Raw genomic sequence first — 17,286 nt, 5'->3', positions numbered from 1 at the left:
ATGACCAATTTCGATTTTGTGATGACGGTCGCGACTGGCTCCTTGCTGGCCGGAGCCGCGCAGTCATCCGAGTGGGGCGGTTTTGCGCAATCGATGGTGGCGATTGCCGCGCTGTTTTTCGTGCAAATGCTGGTCTCGCGAATTCGCAAAGACCACGATCCGTTCGAACAGGCGCTCCAGAACGAACCCGTGCTGCTGATGCGCGAGGGTGCGTTCTGCGAACTGGCAATGAAGGAAGAACGCGTGACCCGGTCCGACCTGGTCGCCAAGCTCCGCGAAGCCAATGTGCTCGAACTGTCGCAGGTCCGGGCCGTCGTGCTCGAGACCACGGGCGATATCTCGGTCCTACATGGCGACACGCTCGAACCGGTGCTGATCGAGAATGTCCGCGAGCGGGATTAAGGAGTTGGCGGGAACAGACCCTTTTTTTGCCCGCCGGCCATGCTAACGCTCGCGCGATGACCAAATCGAGCTCCACCCGGATCTATCGCGATGGCGACGATACGCGCTCCTTGCGTGATGCTTTCGGCTGTTTTGCCACCGGGGTGACGATCGTGACCGCCCGATCCGCAGAGGGCGCGCCAGTCGGATTGACGGTCAACAGTTTCTCCTCGGTCAGCCTCGATCCGCCGCTATTGTTGGTATGTCCGGCTCGCAACGCCGGCAGCACGTCTGTCCTCGAAAAGACTGAACGTTTCGCAGTCAACGTCCTCGGAAGCCAGGACAAGTCCCTGTCGACCCGCTTCGCCCGCAAGGGCAGCGAGCGGTTCGGGGAAGGAGACTGGAGCACCTCGGAGCATGGTCTCCCCATCCTCACCCGCGCACTGGCGGTGTTTGAATGTGAGCGCGAATCCTTGCACGACGGCGGCGACCACATCATTCTGATCGGCCGCATCCTGCACGCGATCTATCACCCGCATGATGATCCGCTGCTTTACTTTCGCGGCGCCTATCGCGGCATCCATATCGACTGACCAGATGCGAAAAAGGCGGTAGGCCCTGCCTCCCGCCTTTGACGCGTCCTCTATCGCGGCTTGAACTAGACCACGGCGTCTTTTTTTACCGTGATTACCTGCGGATAGGTGAACTCCTTGAGACCCTCTATACCATATTCGGCGCCAAAGCCCGATTGCTTGTGCCCGCCGAACGGTGCGAAGGGTGAGAGGTGGAGATATTCATTGATCCACACCGTTCCCGTTTCAAGCTGCTCGGCGATCTTCACCCCCTTGTCTGTGTCCTTGGTCCACACCGCACCAGCCAAACCGTACTCGGAGTTGTTAGCCCGTGCGATGACCTCTTCCTCGCTCGAGAATTTCATCAGCGGCATGACTGGCCCGAACTGCTCCTCGGCCACGATGCGCGCGTCCTCAGGCGGATTGTCGAGGATGGTCAGCGGCACGAAATAGCCTGTGCCCGTGGGGTCGTCTTCGCCACCGAGCAGGAACTTGTAGCCGTTGTCCTTGGCATCCTGGATCAGCTCCAGCACGCGCTCATACTGCTTCTTGTTCTGGATCGGGCCGACGCCGGTGCCCTGCTGCGCGCCGTCGCCGACGACAACGTTCTTGGCGTATTCGGCGATCGCCTTGCTCAGATCGTCATATATATCCTCGTGGATATAGATGCGCTTGGCGGCGACGCAGATCTGACCGGCATTGGAGAAGCTCGACCAGAACAGTTGTTCGGCTACCTTCTCGACATCGGCATCGGGCAACACGATCGAGGCGTCATTGCCGCCCAGTTCCAGCGTGATGCGCTTGAGATCGGCGCTTGCGCCCTCCATGATCTTCTTGCCCGTGGCGGTCGATCCGGTGAAGGTGATCTTGTCAATATCAGGATGCTCGGTGATGAGCGGGCCAAGCGTATCCTCGCCGGTGATTATGTTGACGACGCCTGCGGGCACCACGTCCTTGATCAGTTCGGCAATCCGCAACGTGGCGAGCGGGGTGAAGGGCGACGGTTTGAGCACGATGGTGCAACCCGACAGCATGGCGGGTGCGATCTTCTGCATCGCCATCATGACCGGGAAATTCCACGGTACGATGCCGCCAACCACGCCCACCGGGACACGGCGGGTGCGACTGAGGCGGGTATCGCTATCCTCGTTGATGACATCGTCGAGATTGAGCGTCGACTGAGCGCCGATCATCATCGATGCACCGATGATTTCACCCTGTGCCTGCGCATGGGGCTTGCCCTGTTCGCTGGTCAGCAGGCGGAACAGCTCGTCCATGTTATCCTTGATGATCGCGGAGATCTTCTGGATCACCTCGCGGCGATCCTCGATCGATGTCTTGGACCAGGTCTTGAAGGCGCGGCGGGCAGCGGCGACAGCGCGGTCGAGTTCTTCCTTGCCGCAGGCAGGGACGCGGCCGATCACCTCCTCATTGGCGGGATTTACGACATCCATCCATTCGCCATTGGTGGTCATCTCGCCGTCGATCAGATTGGGATAGTCCTTGGCCATAATTCACTCCTCTCGTGTTGAGTCGCGAGATAGCAGGAGCGAACGGGGTTTGTCGCCCCCAAGTTTTCGATTGCTACTGATCAGGCAAGTCGCCGGGCCGGTTGATATTGCGCAGCGCAGGCTCGACCTGCACTCCCACCGCACCGACCTGCTCTGCAAAGGCGTAGAGCGCGCGTCCGCCTCCGCCCAGGAATGCATGACAGGCAGGTGCCAGTCCCACCGGCCAGAGCCCGATCACCGGCTGCGTGGCGACGAAGGCCGGGCCCGTGCGACCGAGTTGCTGCGCAAGGTCCGGCGGCAGATTGGGCACATCGCAGCTGCAACTCAGCACCGCATCGAAGCCAGCCTGCTCGCCGTGCCGCAAGGCCGCGTACAATCCGCCGAGCGGGCCGAGGCCCGGAGCGGGACTATCAGCGAGGCATGCGAAGTTCGCCTCCACGCGCCCGCAAACTACCAGACCATCACATTGCTCGCCTAGCGCCCGCGCCACGATGTCGATCAGTCGCTCGTCGCCGATCAGCGCGTGCGCCTTGTCGCTACCGAACCGGCGCGCCTGCCCACCGGCCAGGATCGCGCCAAGAAGCTTCATTCTTTGCCTGCGAGGAGCGCCAAGAGGGCAAAGCTCGCCAGCCAGTGCTCGCCCATATATTCGCCAGTGACGTGCTCGATGGCGCCGGCGAGGTGCTGGTCGGCAAGACGATCAAGCTCCGCTCTGCTACCTCCGCCAGCATGGGCAATGTCGCGCAAGGCCCATGCACGGCTCAGGTTCAGTCCGTCGAGATGGGCAATCTTGCCGTCGCTGCGGTCGGACACAAATGCAGGTTCGAGCCTGGCGAGCCAGACGTCGCTCGGCAGGAAAGCAGCGAACCATTTGGCAAAGCGCGCAGGTTCCATCACCCGGCTCATCAACTGCGCCGCACTTAGTGCGGGCGAAAGAAACTCGTCCCCGCCCGGCTCCCACCCGCGGTAATCGGTGCGATTGCCAAATTGCATCAGGCTCCACGTATCGATTGCCGCGAGGAGTTCGGGATCGCGCGCGGCGGCCCACTCACGCGTCAGCACCAGTGCAAAGGCGGTGTTGAAGTGTGTGCCAAAAGTAATCGGATAGGTCAGCACGTCGAGATAGCGCTTTGTCATTGCCGCGAAGTGACGCGCCAGCGGCTCCATGCGGCAGCCCCATTCGGCATTGCCATGCCGCTCGGCCTCATGGTGGAGATAAAGCAGCCAGGCCCAGCCATAGGGGCGCTCAAATCCGCTCGATTGCGGACGCAGCGCATAGGCAAGCTCGGCGGCGATCTTGTCCGGCGTGAAAGTTGCGTCGGCCAGTTTGGTGATAGACGGTACCTCGGCCATCTCGGGATAGAGCCGCCGCAACGTCAGCAAGGTCCACCAGCCATGGACGCAACTGTGCCAGTCGTAGCTTCCAAAAAAGCACGGGTGAAGCTGGCGAGGTGTTTGTGCGTCGGCATCGCCGGCCATCACGTGGTCGAGCTTGTTGGGATACTCGCGAGCGACATGGCCGAGCGCGGCGCTGGCAAAGCGGCTGGCGATGGCCTGCGTCAGTTCCACAGCAGGAACCCTGCCACATAGATGATCGCTACATTGCAGAACCACAGGGGGATGGCAGTACCGACTTGCTGCCGAATGACGCCATTCTGGTCTTTCAGTTCGAGCAGTGCGGCCGGCACGATGTTGAAATTGGCCGCCATGGGGGTCAGCAACGTGCCACAGAAACCGGCTAACATCCCGACCGCGCCGATCACTGCCGGATTGCCTCCGTATCCCTCGACCAGCAAGGGAATACCGATCGCGGCTGCCATCACCGGGAAGGCTGCAAAAGCATTGCCCATGATGATAGTGAACATCGCCATGCCGGTCGCGTAGACGACAACCGCGATCAGCACGCTGTCATCGGGAATGATCGTGCCAGCGAGTGATCCGATCACGTCGCCCACTCCGGCAAGGGCAAAAACCGCACCAAGCGCTGCGAGCATCTGCGGCAGGATCGCGGCCCAGCCGATCGAATCGACCAGCCGACGTCCCTCTTGCATCGGTGCAAGGGCCGGAGGCCGGAGCCACGCCATCGCTGCCGCCAGTGCCAGCATCACGCCGAAGCCGAACAGGATCAGCGTCTCGCGCCGCTCCTCGAACAGGCCGCTCTCCCCGGCGGGCGTGTAATTGTAGAGCAGCGTACCGGCGACAGCAGTGATCGGCACCACCAGCGCCGGCAGGAACAGGCGGTTGCCGAGCAGCGCAGAGAAATTGAACCTTTCGTCCGGCGTCGTCGTGGCCGGATCACTTCGTCCCAGTCCGCCCAGCCCCGCGATCGCCACCAAAGCCAGTACCAGCAGTCCATTGCCGAAGGCGCTGAACTGCGAGCCGAAGAAGAAGCTGACCGCCAGCAATCCCCAGAAGGCCGCATTACCCCAGCGTTTGCCATTGGAAGCATCGAGCGCGCTCAGCAGCGCCCACCCGGCAAAGACGATGCCGGCAAGAACGTAAAGCCATTCGAGCGTGATCATGCCACAGGCCCCTTCACGATACGTCCCAGCCGACGGTCAAAAGCGGTAATCCGCCAGCCGTGGATGACGAAGGCGCAAATGGCGGTCGGTATGGCCCAGACTGATAGCTGCAAGGGGGTCAGCGGATAACCATAACCTTCAAAAACACCCTGTATCAGCAGGATAGAAGCGATTGCGAAGAAGATGTCTTCGCCGAAGAATAGGCCGACATTATCGGTTGCGGCCGCCATGGCGAGGACCTTCTGCCGCTCTTCTTCTGGCAATTCCCCATGGCTCATCTCGGCCGCCGCCTCGGCCATGGGCGCGACCAGCGGGCGCACGGTCTGTGGATGTCCACCAATATCCTTCATGCCGATGGCGGCGGTGATCTGGCGGAACAGCAGGTAGAGCACCAGCAGCTTCCCCATGGTTGCCCCGCGCACGCTTTCGATCACCGCCCGTGCGCGCTGTTGCAGGCCATAGCGTTCGAGCAGGCCGATCACCGGCAGGATTATCCAGGTCACCGAGATGTAGCGATTGTCGTTGAAGGCGCTCCCCAGCGCCTCGATCACCGCGACCAAGTCGAGCCCGGCCAGTACGCCGGTGGCGAGTGCTGCGGCAACCACTACCAGCAACGGATTGAACCGCAGGGCGAAGCCCACCACAACGATAGCGATGCCGACCAGCGGCCAGTAATTCACGAATTGCCCTCCCCGTATCCGCCGCCGCCAGGCGTCAGGATCACGAATTTATCCCCGATCTGCATCTGCGCCGATGCGGTTGCGGTCAACTCCTCGCGCGTGCCATCCATGCGTTCGACCCAGTTGCGTCCCGGCGCAGCATCGCCTCCTCCCGCCAGCCCGCTTGGCGCGATGGCACGGCGATTGGCCAGCATATTGGCGCGCATCGGTTCGAGGAACGTGACACTGCGTTCGACCCCGTTGCCCCCGCGATGCGCTCCGTGCCCGCCAGAATCGCGCCGGATAGCAAACCGGTCGAGCCGCACTGGCAGTCGCGTTTCGAGGATTTCCGGATCGGTAAGGCGGCTGTTGGTCATGTGTGTCTGCACCGCGCTGGTGCCATCGTGATCGGGTCCGGCACCCGAACCTCCGGCGATGGTCTCGTAATACTGGTGTTCTTCATTCCCGAAGGTGAAGTTGTTCATCGTCCCCTGGCTCGGGGCGAGCTTGCCGGTGGCAGCGAATAGCGCATCGGTAATGACCTGGCTGGTCTCGACATTCCCCGCCACCACCGCCGCCGGAGATGCGGGGTTAAGCATCGAGCCTTCGGGAATGACCAATTCGACCGGGCGCAGGCACCCGTCGTTCATGGGAATATTGTCATCGATCAAGGTGCGCAGGACATAGAGCGACGCGGCCCTGGTGATCGAGCGCGGGGCATTGAAATTGTTGGGCTGCTGCTCGCTCGTGCCGGTGAAGTCGAAAACAGCCGAACGGCTCTCACGGTCGATACGGATAGAGACCGTAACCTGCGCGCCATTGTCCATCCGGCAGGTGAATGCACCGTCCTGCAGCCGGTCGAGCAGGCGGCGAACGCTTTCTTCTGCATTGGCAAGAACATGGCGCATATAGGCGGCAATCACCTCCGCGCCATTGTCGCGCGCGGCTTGCACCAGCAATTCGGCGCCGCGGGTGCAGGCCGCGACCTGCGCGCGCAGATCGGACAGGTTGCGGTCGGGATTGCGCGCCGGCCATGCGCCTGCAGCCAGCGCCGTGCAGACCTCGGCCTCACAAAAGGTGCCCTCGTCGATCAGCAGGACATTGTCGAGCAGCACCCCTTCCTCATCGATGGTCACGCTATCGGGCGGCATCGATCCGGGCGCGATCCCGCCGATATCGGCGTGATGTCCGCGCGCAGCAACGAAGGCGTCGGGCCATCGTCCATCACCCGAGTAAAACACGGGCACAATCACTGTGATATCGGGCAGGTGCGTACCGCCGCGATAGGGATCGTTGAGAACATAGGCATCGCCGCGCCTGATCCCGCGCCCGTCTGCAGCTTCGCCGGTTGCATCCGGTCCGCGGGCCTCAAGAATGCGGCGGATGCTGTCACCCATGCTGCCCAGGTGCACCGGGATATGCGGCGCATTGGCGATCAGCGCCCCCTCGGCATCAAACAGGGCGCAGGAGAAATCGAGCCGCTCCTTGATGTTGACCGAGGTCGCGGTGGACTGAAGCACCACGCCCATTTCCTCGGCAATGGCCATGAATAGGTTGTTGAAAATCTCGAGCCTTACCGGGTCGACCTCGGTTCCCTCTGCTCGGCCTCGGTCGAGAGGCTCAGTTCGGATCAGAACGAGGCTGCCGTCTGGGGCCAGCGATCCAGTCCAGCCTGGCTCAATGACGGTCGTGGAGCCTGGATCGACGACAAGGGCGGGGCCGGAGACATCGCCGCCTGAGTCAAGCCAACCGCGATGATAGACCGGCAAATCACCCGATCCATCGATTGCTCGGCTGTCGAGCTCGAATGACTTTCCCTCGAACGCGCCCGGCATCCCACTTGCCTCGACGCTGAGCGATTCGACGATGATTTGCCCTTCGGCGTCGGAGTAACCGAAGCGCTGGCGATGCTCGGCGCGAAATGTCTCAGCCAGCTCGGCATCGCCGGCCAGATCGAGCATGAGCGTGCTGTCACTGCCGGCGAAGCGCAGTCTGGTGCGCCTTGCCAGATCAACCTTCTCCAGGTCGAGGCCATGCTCCGCCATCGCCGCGAGCGCCTGTGCTTCGAGCGTATCGAGGATGCGCGAATAATCTTCCCCCAACGGCCGCACCACGCTTTGTTCGCGGACAGACTTTACTGGCGCGATGCCGATCCCATACGCCGACAGCATACCCGCCAACGGGTGCACCAGCACGGTGCCAATCCCCAGCTCATCGGCCACCCGGCAAGCGTGTTGCCCGCCCGCCCCGCCAAAGCAGGCGAGAGCATAGCGCGTGACATCGTGCCCGCGCGCCACGCTGATCTTGCGAATGGCATTGGCCATGTTGTCGACCGCGATGGCGAGGAAGCCTTCGGCGATTTCCTCCAGCGACATCGACCGGTCGAGGCTCGAAGCCACTTCTGCCAAACGCTCCCTGCTTGCCGCGGGGTCGAGCGGCTGGTCACCGCCGGGTCCAAACACGGAGGGGAACAGCGCCGGATCGATCCTGCCCAGGAACAGGTTACAGTCGGTCACTGTCAGTGGTCCGCCCTTGTGATAGCAGGCCGGGCCAGGATCCGCTCCCGCGCTCTCGGGCCCAACGCGAAACCGTGTACCGTCGAACCGGCAGATCGATCCGCCGCCCGCAGCCACCGTGTGGATCTGCATCATCGGGGCTGCCACCCGCACCCCGGCCACTACGGTGTCGCCGGTGAGCTCGTATTCGCCCGCGTAATGGGCGACATCGGTGCTGGTCCCGCCCATATCGAATCCGATCAGGCGATGGTGGCCAAGCGGCTCGCTGGCGGCGACCATGCCAACCACCCCGCCAGCCGGCCCGGACAAAATCGCGTCCTTGCCGCGAAACGCCCCAGCCCGCGCAAGTCCGCCGTTCGACTGCATGAAGAACAATTGTCCATGCGGCGGCAAATTATCCTCCAGCCTGGCAACATAGCGGGCAAGGACCGGCGAGAGATAGCCATCGACCACAGTGGTGTCGCCGCGCGGGACCAAGCGGATTAACGGCACAATCTCGTGGCTGACACTGACCTGCGGGAAGCCTAGATCGCGGGCGATCCCGGCGAGGCGCTGCTCGTGCGCACTATGTTGCCAACCATGCATCAGCACGATCGCGACGGCATCGTACCCGTCTTGGCGTAATTGAGAAAATTGTGCGCGGGCACGCGTCTCGTCGAGCGGTGTGATCACCGATCCATCGACCGCGACACGTTCCTCGATTTCGACGACTCGTGACGGCAGTTGTTCCGGCAGGATAATGTGTCGGGCGAAGATATCGGGCCGCGCTTGCGAGCCGATCCGCAGGGCGTCGCCAAACCCCTGGGTGATCGCCAATGCCAGCCGCTCACCCTTGCGTTCCAACAATGCGTTCGTGGCAACCGTCGTTCCTATGCGCAGTTCGGCGATAGGGCTTTTGCCATGTTGCTTCATCAGCCGCGTCACGGCCTCGCTCGCCGCATCCTGATATCGGCCCGGATTTTCCGAAAGAAGCTTGTCGGTGACCAGCGCGCCATTTGGTGTGACCGCTACAATATCGGTAAAGGTCCCCCCGCGATCAATCGCGAACCGCCACTTGCCCGTGCCTTCCATAGTCTTTGCCTAGGCAGTCACGGCACAGGAATAAAGCACCGATCTCGGTGCCGGGCAGTATGAGCAGAATGCTAGGGCAGCTAACGCGCTGCAATCTTGCGAAAGCGCTGCGCCGCAAGGTCCAGTATCTGCAGCTTATCACCGTGCTTCTCGACCCACGCCGGCTCGGTGCTGAGGAGGTTGGCGAGTTCGTCCAGCGACTCGGCCAAGTGAGCAAGATTGGCATATTCGGTGACCGGATCTTGGCGGTCCCAAGCTTCCACCATTTCCTCGTCACAGCCCTGCCGGAGTGCGTCGACAAGCTGGTCGACGCGAGCTTGCGGCGCGCCGCCGCCGGGCATCCAGTCGAATACATCAGCCGGCGTGTCGAAATCGATCCCGGCGGCGTCGACATCTCGCCAGACGATCATACCCTTGGCCGCCAGCATCCCGCGCCGCAGCTCGACGAACGCGCCTTCGGGGGGAATCAATTCCCCCTCGATGCGCGTTCCCGAGGACGAAAAATTGCGGATCTTCACCGCAACCGAGCGACCAGCGCAATGCAGCGCTGCGGCCACAAAGAACTGAACGCGTGGCTCGGCCCGCTGACACAGGGTTTGCTCGCAAGGATCCATGCGGACCCTTGTGCCCACTTAAGTGATAACGCCCCCTAAACTTCGACCTGCGTAGGGTTCCGGACGTTGCTGGCTATTTGGGTGCTAGCACCATCAGCATCTGGCGACCTTCGAGACGTGGAAACGCCTCGACCTTGGCGATCTCCTCGACATCGTCGCGGACCCGGTTGAGCAAGTCCATGCCGAGCTGCTGGTGAGCCATTTCACGGCCCCTGAACCGTAGGGTTATCTTCACCTTGTCGCCATTTTCGATGAACTTCGTCACGTTGCGCATCTTCACGTCATAATCATGGGTGTCGATGTTCGGACGCATCTTCACCTCTTTGATGTCCTGCGTCTTTTGCGTCTTGCGTGCGAGGTTGGCCTTCTTCTGGGCTTCGTAACGATGCTTGCCGACATCGAGGAACTTGCACACCGGCGGGTCTGCATTGGGAGAGACCTCGACGAGGTTCAGCCCCTTTTCCTGGGCTTGCTCGATCGCTTCGCGGGTGAACATGACTCCAAGGTTTTCCCCTTCGTCATCGATGACACGGACCTTGGGCGACTGGATGAGATTGTCGAAACGCGGACCGCTCTTGACCGGCGGCTGCATGGAACGACGTGGTGGACGGGCTATGGGGCTTTCTCCTGTAATGGCCTCTGAAACTGTGCGCTATGTAGGGCGTGCGTTACGGATTCGCAAAGGACTTGCGCACTTGGCCTGCAATTGTGCCGATCCTGTTGCAACTGAGCGGCAGAATGATGGCCGGATCAGGCGGCGTCCCGCCACAGCGGAAAGGTTGAAAGCCGATCTCGAACCGGCAGCAATGCATCAATCGCCTGCGATGGCTGGAGCGCATGCAGGATGGCCGGATCGCCGGCATTCATCCCTCCGGTCAGTGTGCCGAAAGCCGGCAAGATCATCCGGTCGGTCTGCGCACTTCTTGCCCTCACAGCACATGGGCGGCTGATGCGGCGACGATGCAGGGTCACTTGTAGCTTGGGGTGAAAATGGCCCGAAAGTTCGGGCCGGGTTTCGCCGGGTCTGGCCTGGTGACGCAGCACGATACCGCTGACTTCCAGCTCCTCGGCCAACGCGCCACCATAGGTGCGGTGCATCGTCTCGTCATGATTGCCGGTGATCCACACCCAGTCGAGCGAGCGGGTCAGCGCCTCAAGCATCCCGGCAGCGTGCGGTTCGAGATTGGCGGAGCCTTCGACGTCGTGGAAATTGTCTCCCAGTGTTATGACCCGCCGTGCGCCGGTCTGCTTGACCGCATCGGCCACTCTTTCGAGCGTATCACGGCTGTCATAGGGCGGCAGCATCTGCCCGTGCCGCGCGTAGAAGCTCGCTTTCTCGAGGTGCAAGTCGGCCACCAGCAAAGCGCGCTCGCGCGGCCAATAGACCGCGTGGCCCTTGGTCAGGACCAATTCTTCATTGGCGAACGAAAGGGGAACCATCGCTGTCCCTTGCCGCCTGCCGCATGCTTTGGCAAGGGAAACGACATGACCAACTGGACAACCCACGCCGCGCGCGCGCAAGACTGGTTCGAAAGCCTGCGCACACGCATCTGCGATGCGTTCGAAGCGATCGAGCGCGAAGCTGGCTCGGATGCAACCTTCGAATATGCTGACTGGCGCCGCGAGGAAGAAGGCAATGCTGAACCCGGCGGCGGCAGGCGGGCGGTCATGAAAGGCAAGGTGTTCGAGAAAGTTGGCGTCAATGTGTCGACCGTGCGCGGCAATTTCTCCCCTGAGTTTGCCGGTCAGGTGAACGGAGCGAGCGAGGAAACGCCCGGCTTCACCGCCACCGGCATAAGCCTGGTCGCGCATATGGCCAATCCGCATGTGCCGGCCGTGCATATGAACACCCGGTTCCTGACGACGCAAAAGGCATGGTTCGGCGGCGGGGCCGATCTGAACCCGCCGATCCCGCGCGAGGAAGACACCCAAGCTTTTCACGCAGAATTTCGCGCCGCCTGCGCAAAGCACAACCCGACCTATTACGAGCGGTTCAGCAAATGGGCGGACGACTATTTCTTCATACCACATCGCGGCGTCCACCGCGGCGTGGGCGGCATCTTCTACGACCACCTCGAATGCAGCGACCCCGGTCTTGACGACGGGGCGAGTTTCGACCGGCATTTCGCCTTTACCCAAGACGTTGGGGAAGCATTTCTCAACATCTACCCGGCGCTGGTTCGTCGGCGGATGGACAGCGAATTCACCGATGCGGACAAGCTGACCCAGCTAGAATGGCGTGGTCGCTATGCCGAGTTTAACCTGGTCTATGATCGGGGCACGCTGTTTGGCCTCAAGACCGGCGGCAATATCGATGCCATTCTGATGAGCCTACCTCCGCAGGCCGTGTGGAACTGATGAATGTCTCTGCCGCGGATCGCGCTGCATTCAATCGCAGGGCAATCCGCGTCGACCATGCTGCGGCCGAGCACCTGCATTACCTCGGCAATTACTTGCGCGACATACCATCGAACCTCACCCGAATGATGGAAAACGCCCACGACTGGGAGCACTTGCCCTTCGTCCACCCATCATCCTTCGCCGCCATCGCCCCGGTCGAAACCGGCACATGGGGCTGGCGCTGCAAGACTACCTTGCCAAGCGGAGGCGGCGAGCAACTGCTTGAACTGCTGGTCGACGAGGAGAACCATTACTGGGCGACCACCATCGTGTCCGGCCCCGGTCAGGGAACGCAGATCCACACGCAGGCGAACGGCAGCAGTGGGAGCGGCATCACCGTCGACGTCCGTTTCTACCTGCCGCAGCCGCCGGAAAACGAATCGCAAGCGGCGATGATCCTGGGCTATCTCCAGACCCAATACGCGACGCTCTACGACGAGGACGAGGCGCTGATGCGCGGACGGCAGGAGGCGCTGGACGAGCGCAAGGCATTGCGCGGGAGCGAGCCTGGCAACAGCACCGATCTTGGTCTCGAAGCCGCGCTTGACCGAACTATCGTTCACAACGCCCAATTGGGAAATCGAAGGGTCGCCGTTCGCCACAACGGCCGAGCGTGGATCGCCCACGCCGCGCGTTGTCCGCATGCGCTTGGCCCCCTCGACACGGTCGAACCGGGCGTGGACGGACGCATTACATGTCCCTGGCATGGCTATCGCTTCGACCTCTCGACCGGCGCCGAGGACCAGGGACGCTGCGGCGCGCTGGCGCTTTACCGCTGTGCCATTTCACCCGATGGTCGGTTGGAAGTCTTCTCGGCTTAGCCCCCCGCCCCGACCGGCATAGCCCGAGCGGACGTTAAGAGAGCGGTCGCGAGGTGCTCGCGACAGGTTTAAATATGCATTTTGCATTGCAATATTTCCCCGGTCCCTCACATTCCTACATACATGTTGCGGCAATACGAACTGATCGAACGGGTCAAGGCATACGATCCGGACGCCGACGAGGCGCTGCTCAACCGCGCCTATGTCTATACCGTTCAGAAACATGGCAGCCAGAAACGCGCCAGCGGCGACCCCTATTTCAGCCACCCGGTTGAGGTCGCCGGGCTGATGACCGATCTGAAGCTCGACCAGGATTCGATCATTACCGCCCTGTTGCACGACACGGTCGAGGACACGCTCGCCACGATCGAGGATATCGAGGCTAATTTCGGCAAGAATATCGCCCGGCTTGTCGATGGTGTGACCAAGCTGTCAAAGATCGAGCAGATGCCCGAGAACGAGCGCGCGGCGGAAAACCTGCGCAAGTTCCTGTTGGCAATGAGCGAGGATATCCGCGTGCTGCTGGTCAAGCTGGGTGACCGGCTTCACAACATGCGCACGCTGCACTTCATATCCAAGCCGGAGAAGCGACAGCGTATCGCCCGCGAAACGATGGACATCTACGCCCCGCTGGCCGAGCGGATCGGCATGTACGAGTACATGCGCGAAATGCAGGCGCTGGCCTTCGAACAGCTCGAGCCCGATGCCTACAAGACGATCACCGATCGCCTTACGCAGATCCGCGACCAGGACGGTGGCCAGGTCGACGCTATCGCGCTCAAGATCAAGCAGGCGCTCGCCGAAGCTGGGTTGAAAGTCGAAGTCTCAGGTCGCGAGAAACATCCCTATTCGATCTGGACGAAGATGGCCGAGCGCCACGTCAACTTCGAACAAGTGACAGACATCTTCGCTTTCCGGATCATCACCGACAACATCGACGACTGCTATCGCGCAATGGGCGTACTGCACAATGTCTGGCAGTTTATCCCTGGCCGGTTCAAGGACTATATCTCGACGCCCAAGAACAACGGCTACCGCTCGATCCATACCTCGCTGATTTACGAGAACTCGATGCGGGTCGAGGTGCAGATCCGTACCCGCGAGATGCACCAGCGCAACGAATTCGGGCTCGCCGCGCACTGGGCTTACAAACAACATGAAACGCCCGATGGCGCGGTCGGCTGGCTGCGCGACCTGATCGAGATCGTTGATGCCAGCCATGATGCCGAGGAATTGCTCGAGCACACGCGGCTGGCGATCTACCAGGACCGCATCTTCGCCTTCACCCCCAAGGGTGCGCTGTTCCAGTTGCCCAAGGGTGCAACGCCGGTCGATTTTGCCTTCGCGGTCCATACCGATCTTGGTGCGCAGACCGTGGGGGCAATGATCAACGGGCGGCACATGCCGCTGCGCACGGTGCTGAACAATGGCGACGTGGTCGAGATCATCAAGGGCAGGGAAGCGGAGCCACAGCTCAACTGGCTGGGCTTCGTGGTTACCGGCAAGGCGCGCGCCGCAATCCGCCGCGCCGTCAGGCAAAAAGAATACGCAGAAGTGGCTGAACTGGGCCGCAAACTGTTCGATGATATCGCGGCTCGCGTGCCGGCAAAGATCGGCAAGAAAGCCTTGCGTGAAGCGCTCAAGCGGCTGGAAATGGAGGAGGAGGAAGACCTCATGCACGCCATTGGCGCGGCCGAGATCGAGGACCAGCAGGTAATGGAAGCGCTGGTCCCGGGCTGCACCGCCAATTTCGAAGAGGATGCGCCCGACTGGTCCAAGCGCGACAAGGCCATATCGATACGCGGGCTCACTCCCGGGGTCGGTTTCCGCTTGGCCGAATGCTGCCACCCGGTTCCGGGCGACCGGATTGTCGGCACTCGCAAGCCCGGCGAAGGGGTCGAGGTGCACACGATCGACTGCCTGACTCTTGCAAGCGGGATCGACAGCGACTGGATCGACCTGCAATGGGGTAAGCGCAGCCAGGGCGCGGTCGGTCGCCTGCGAGTGACCCTCTACGACCGGCCCGGAACGCTGGCGGAAATGGCCAATATTTTCGCCAAGAACCACGTCAACGTGATGAGCCTGGTCCAGACCACGCTCGACCACCCCTTCACCAGCTATGACATCGATCTGGAGGTGCAGGACCTGGCCCACCTCACCCGCATGTTGAGCGCATTGCGTGCCAGCGATGCGGTGGCCCAGGCAGAGCGTATCTAGAGCAGTTCGAGCACGACGCTCAATTCATCGCCAGCGCCAATTCCCTCGGCGCGCATCACTTTCTTGCTCACCAGCAGGATCCATCCACCCGATTTGGCTGGGAAAACCGAGCTTTTCCATTGCGTGGTGCCGATCTGCGCCAGCACCTTGACGGAGCCGAACCCGCGCCGCCGGCCGAACTCCAGGCGGTGCAATCGCGCGTGCGTGGCGATGGTTCCGGCCGCCTCGCCTTTGATCTCGACCAGGTGATAAGTACCCCGATCACCCTGCCACACGATGAGCGGCACGGTGACGGTAAGTGTTTTGCTCACTCCGTTGGGACGCGGCGTATCGGCACCGGAATATTGCAGATGTCGGCGCCGCCTGCAGGGTGGATGAAGAACGGATCGCGTCGGTTGGCACGCGCGTCTGCATATTTGGCGAAGGTGTCGCTTTCCGTGGAAAGATATTGGAACTTCGGCAGTGGAAACTGCGTCATGTCGCTGGCGACTCGGACCGAGAGGATGGGGGTCCGCTTATCGAACTCGTCCTCGGTATAGAATCCCAGTGCGCCTGAGCCGCGCGGGAGCGAGGAGAGATGCTCCATCCCTTCGATGATCCGTCCGACCAGCGCGATGTTGCGGTCAAGATGCCGGGGCGCATGACCGATTACAGTGTACAGCTCCGCGCCCGAGCCAGTGTCCGGCGAGTAGCCGCGCCCTACACCAACCATGCTGTAGCAATGGACGGGCCAAAGCCGGTCGGTGTCCGAGCCCACTGGCCAGCCTTTAAGAGTGCCGGAAAAGATCGAATAGGGGTCAGGGTTCCCAGGAGGGTCGCGACGAATTCCCCGCAGGGTCGGCTGCTCCACTTTCATGGCCTGCAATATCGCCGCACCAGCGGAGCCCAGCTTCTGTCCCCTGAATTTGTCCTGTAGCTTCTGTAAAAGTGCCGGACGGATGACTGAGTAATCCTCTTCCCTCACCACCCTCAACCCTGCCGGCAGCGGCTTGGCCTCGCCCTCCGCTTCGGGATTATCGTTATTGGGATCGCCCCACTGGACGACGTAATTGTCCTGCACCCGGTTTACGGTAATGTCGTCATACCAGCCGGCGCGTGCGAGCGTGCGGATGTTCTCGACCCAGCCCTGACTGAAAGGCGCTGGCATGAGCTGGATCACTACTTCGCGCGCATTGCCCCCTGCGTCGGGCGCAAGGGTCATCACCAGCAGGTCTTCGGGTGCGATTGTGACCCATTCGCTGGCCGGAGCGGCATCGACGATCTGGTTCGGACTCGGTGCTTCGGCCGGTTCGTCCTGAGCGATGGCAGGAAGGGCGAGAGCGAGTGCGGCGGCGGTGGTGATGAGAAGCTTTTTCATACAACACCTTGTGCCATGACGCGGGGCAAAGGCAATCCCTATCCCTCGGCATCTTCCAGCGCGTGCATATCCTCGTCGCTGAGGCCGAAATGGTGGCCGACCTCGTGGATCACGACATGCGCGACAAGGTGCTCGAGCGCCTCATTGCCGCGCTCGGCCCATTCGTCGAGGATCGGGCGTCGGAACAATCGGATGCGTGTGGGCAAAGTGCCCGATTGCTCGATACTGCGGTCAGGCAGCGCATGGCCTTCGTAAAGCCCGGTCAGTTCGAACGGGTTCTCGATGCCTAGGTCTGCCAACGTCTCTGCATCTGCGAAATCCTCGACCTGGAACACCACGTCGCCCATCTGGCTACGGAAGTGCGTCGGCAGCCGTTCGAGCGCGGCGCGACCGATCTGTTCCATTTCTGCAAGACTGACGGGCGTACCGAATGTGCGGGTCATATTGGCCGAAGTAGGACGAGCCACTTGCGCCTGCAAGCCGCGCTCGCTAGACGCCCGCCTTCGCCAACATGGCGCGCGGAGCGGTGGCCGAGTGGTCGAAGGCGCACGCCTGGAAAGTGTGTATACGGTAACCCCGTATCGTGGGTTCGAATCCCACCCGCTCCGCCATTCCCTGGATTTCCTCTTCCGGCTTGCCGTCAGA

At 61.8% G+C, this 17,286-nt stretch carries 17 protein-coding genes and 1 tRNA gene; 6 read left to right on the top strand and 12 right to left on the bottom strand.

Annotated features, from left to right (window positions below; translation table 11 throughout):
- Positions 1-402 (top strand): DUF421 domain-containing protein, encoded by a 402-nt coding sequence (locus ACXYL9_RS04830; RefSeq protein ID WP_459038451.1) that lies wholly within the window; start codon positions 1-3, stop codon positions 400-402.
- Between the two features lie 56 nt (positions 403-458).
- Positions 459-974 (top strand): flavin reductase family protein, encoded by a 516-nt coding sequence (locus tag ACXYL9_RS04825; RefSeq protein WP_459038450.1) that lies wholly within the window; start codon positions 459-461, stop codon positions 972-974.
- A gap of 65 nt (positions 975-1,039) precedes the next feature.
- Here ACXYL9_RS04825 and ACXYL9_RS04820 read toward each other — a convergent pair whose 3' ends face one another.
- From ACXYL9_RS04820 to pdeM, 9 genes are all read right to left on the bottom strand, one after another.
- Entirely contained in the window at positions 1,040-2,464 is a 1,425-nt protein-coding gene (locus ACXYL9_RS04820) for an aldehyde dehydrogenase family protein (RefSeq protein ID WP_459038449.1), read from the bottom strand.
- A gap of 73 nt (positions 2,465-2,537) precedes the next feature.
- Positions 2,538-3,053, bottom strand: coding sequence for a molybdenum cofactor guanylyltransferase (gene mobA / locus ACXYL9_RS04815; protein WP_459038448.1), 516 nt, complete (start codon positions 3,051-3,053; stop codon positions 2,538-2,540).
- A complete protein-coding gene (locus ACXYL9_RS04810; protein ID WP_459038447.1) occupies positions 3,050-4,033 on the bottom strand; it encodes a DUF2891 domain-containing protein in 984 nt (327 codons plus the stop codon). The genes mobA and ACXYL9_RS04810 overlap by 4 nt, the downstream gene beginning before the upstream one ends.
- Positions 4,024-4,986 carry a DUF979 domain-containing protein gene (locus ACXYL9_RS04805; RefSeq protein ID WP_459038446.1) on the bottom strand — a complete coding sequence of 321 codons (963 nt, stop codon included), beginning with the start codon at positions 4,984-4,986 and terminating at the stop codon, positions 4,024-4,026. The genes ACXYL9_RS04810 and ACXYL9_RS04805 overlap by 10 nt, the downstream gene beginning before the upstream one ends.
- On the bottom strand, positions 4,983-5,666 hold the full coding sequence (locus ACXYL9_RS04800; RefSeq protein WP_459038445.1) for a DUF969 domain-containing protein: 684 nt from the start codon (positions 5,664-5,666) through the stop codon (positions 4,983-4,985). Before ACXYL9_RS04800 ends, ACXYL9_RS04805 begins: the two co-directional genes overlap by 4 nt.
- Positions 5,663-9,232 (bottom strand): hydantoinase B/oxoprolinase family protein, encoded by a 3,570-nt coding sequence (locus tag ACXYL9_RS04795; RefSeq protein WP_459038444.1) that lies wholly within the window; start codon positions 9,230-9,232, stop codon positions 5,663-5,665. Before ACXYL9_RS04795 ends, ACXYL9_RS04800 begins: the two co-directional genes overlap by 4 nt.
- Positions 9,233-9,312: 80 nt before the next feature.
- A complete protein-coding gene (locus ACXYL9_RS04790) occupies positions 9,313-9,846 on the bottom strand; it encodes a PilZ domain-containing protein (RefSeq protein ID WP_459038443.1) in 534 nt (177 codons plus the stop codon).
- Positions 9,847-9,919: 73 nt separating this feature from the next.
- Positions 9,920-10,438 (bottom strand): translation initiation factor IF-3, encoded by a 519-nt coding sequence (infC, locus tag ACXYL9_RS04785; protein WP_459038442.1) that lies wholly within the window; start codon positions 10,436-10,438, stop codon positions 9,920-9,922.
- 158 nt (positions 10,439-10,596) lie between these two features.
- Entirely contained in the window at positions 10,597-11,286 is a 690-nt protein-coding gene (gene pdeM / locus ACXYL9_RS04780; RefSeq protein ID WP_459038441.1) for a ligase-associated DNA damage response endonuclease PdeM, read from the bottom strand.
- A gap of 45 nt (positions 11,287-11,331) precedes the next feature.
- Here pdeM and hemF point away from each other — a divergent pair, with 45 nt between their 5' ends.
- The 3 genes from hemF (at position 11,332) to ACXYL9_RS04765 (ending at position 15,284) form a co-directional block, all read left to right on the top strand.
- Positions 11,332-12,204: an oxygen-dependent coproporphyrinogen oxidase gene (gene hemF, locus ACXYL9_RS04775; protein WP_459038440.1), complete on the top strand. Its 873-nt coding sequence runs from the start codon at positions 11,332-11,334 to the stop codon at positions 12,202-12,204.
- Positions 12,204-13,067 (top strand): Rieske (2Fe-2S) protein, encoded by an 864-nt coding sequence (locus ACXYL9_RS04770; protein ID WP_459038439.1) that lies wholly within the window; start codon positions 12,204-12,206, stop codon positions 13,065-13,067. The genes hemF and ACXYL9_RS04770 overlap by 1 nt, the downstream gene beginning before the upstream one ends.
- Positions 13,068-13,190: 123 nt before the next feature.
- On the top strand, positions 13,191-15,284 hold the full coding sequence (locus ACXYL9_RS04765) for a RelA/SpoT family protein (protein WP_459038438.1): 2,094 nt from the start codon (positions 13,191-13,193) through the stop codon (positions 15,282-15,284).
- On the opposite strand, the gene ACXYL9_RS04760 is transcribed toward ACXYL9_RS04765, so the two are convergent.
- From ACXYL9_RS04760 to ACXYL9_RS04750, 3 genes are read right to left on the bottom strand one after another with little or no spacing between them, the layout of a single operon-like run.
- Positions 15,281-15,595, bottom strand: a complete 315-nt coding sequence (locus tag ACXYL9_RS04760) for a DUF1905 domain-containing protein (protein WP_459038437.1) — start codon at positions 15,593-15,595, stop codon at positions 15,281-15,283. The genes ACXYL9_RS04765 and ACXYL9_RS04760 overlap by 4 nt on opposite strands.
- On the bottom strand, positions 15,592-16,641 hold the full coding sequence (locus tag ACXYL9_RS04755; protein WP_459038436.1) for a peptidylprolyl isomerase: 1,050 nt from the start codon (positions 16,639-16,641) through the stop codon (positions 15,592-15,594). Before ACXYL9_RS04755 ends, ACXYL9_RS04760 begins: the two co-directional genes overlap by 4 nt.
- A gap of 38 nt (positions 16,642-16,679) precedes the next feature.
- Positions 16,680-17,084, bottom strand: a complete 405-nt coding sequence (locus tag ACXYL9_RS04750; protein WP_459038435.1) for a metallopeptidase family protein — start codon at positions 17,082-17,084, stop codon at positions 16,680-16,682.
- A gap of 77 nt (positions 17,085-17,161) precedes the next feature.
- Between ACXYL9_RS04750 and ACXYL9_RS04745 the strand changes: the two genes are divergently transcribed.
- A tRNA-Ser gene (locus ACXYL9_RS04745) sits at positions 17,162-17,252 on the top strand.
- Positions 17,253-17,286: the final 34 nt, after the last annotated feature.

The organism is Qipengyuania sp. CAU 1752 (assembly GCF_054482615.1).
The sequence above is the reverse complement of the archived record's forward strand: the minus strand, read 5'-3'. Positions and strand labels throughout refer to the sequence as shown.